This is a genomic window from Vibrio sp. 1288, from assembly GCF_033344475.1.
Map to the genome: position 1 here is coordinate 1 of NZ_JAWPOX010001174.1, position 509 is coordinate 509.

Below are 509 nucleotides of genomic sequence, written 5' to 3' on the forward strand. Positions count from 1 at the left end.
TAAATGCTAACTTTAAAGATCATGGTTCGCTGCGTGATGTGTCTGGTGAGTTTTACGTGAGTGCGCAAGATGTCTCGGTAACGCCTTGGCTTACCACGTACATGCAAGAAGAATCGGGTGCGGAGTCTGGCAAGGTCAGTTTGAATACCTGGCTGACTCTCAAACACAGCCAACCTAATTATGCGTACGTGGAGCTGCAACCGTCTGAGCTCGTATGGAATGAAAATGGCCGCCATGAACTGTTTATCGAATCGGGAGTGTTTAAGCTCTTGCCTGATAAGCAAGGTTGGAAAGTAAATGGTCACTCACTTCAGATTCGCACCGATGACAAATCCTGGCCTGAACTTGATGCGGCTTTTGATTGGCAACCAGATGGCTGGAAGCTCAATCTTTCTCAGCTCGACATTGAGGCGCTGATTCCACTCGTTAAGCTCGCGCCGGAATCGGAATCAACCAGTGACTTACTCAATAAGTTAGCGCCGAAAGGTCGTGTTGAAGACATTCGTTTA

At 47.7% G+C, this 509-nt stretch carries 1 pseudogene; it reads left to right on the plus strand.

From position 1 onward, the window contains the following. A pseudogene (locus R8O11_RS31515) lies at nucleotides 1–509 on the plus strand (hypothetical protein); the annotation flags it as partial.